This is a genomic window from Massilia sp. CT11-108 (assembly GCF_047302915.1).
In the GTDB taxonomy this organism is placed as follows: Bacteria; Pseudomonadota; Gammaproteobacteria; order Burkholderiales; family Burkholderiaceae_D; genus Telluria; species Telluria orientalis.
This window is the reverse complement of record NZ_JBKYMO010001606.1, coordinates 1-256: the sequence shown is the minus strand read 5'-3', so window position 1 is coordinate 256 and position 256 is coordinate 1. Positions and strand designations below refer to the sequence as shown.

1 pseudogene is annotated in these 256 nt (G+C 67.2%); it reads right to left on the bottom strand.

From position 1 onward, the window contains the following. Positions 1-256: pseudogene (locus tag ACEN88_RS35750) on the bottom strand (MFS transporter); the annotation flags it as partial.

Sequence of the window (256 nt, the reverse complement as noted above, 5' to 3'; positions counted from 1 at the left end):
ATCGGGAGCATCGCGAACCCGGACTCGGTCGGGGTGACGCCCTTCACGATCTGCAGGTACAGCGGGATGGTGAGCATCGCGCCGAACATGCCGAAGCCGACGAGGACCGACAGGATCGCCGACATCGAGAACACCCGCGAGCCGAACAGCTTCAGCGGCAGGATCGCGTCGTCGCCCATCGCCCGTTCGACGAGGATGAACGCGATGAGCCCGAGCGCACCGATCGCGTAGCAGGCGAAGGCGCCGGGGGAGTCCC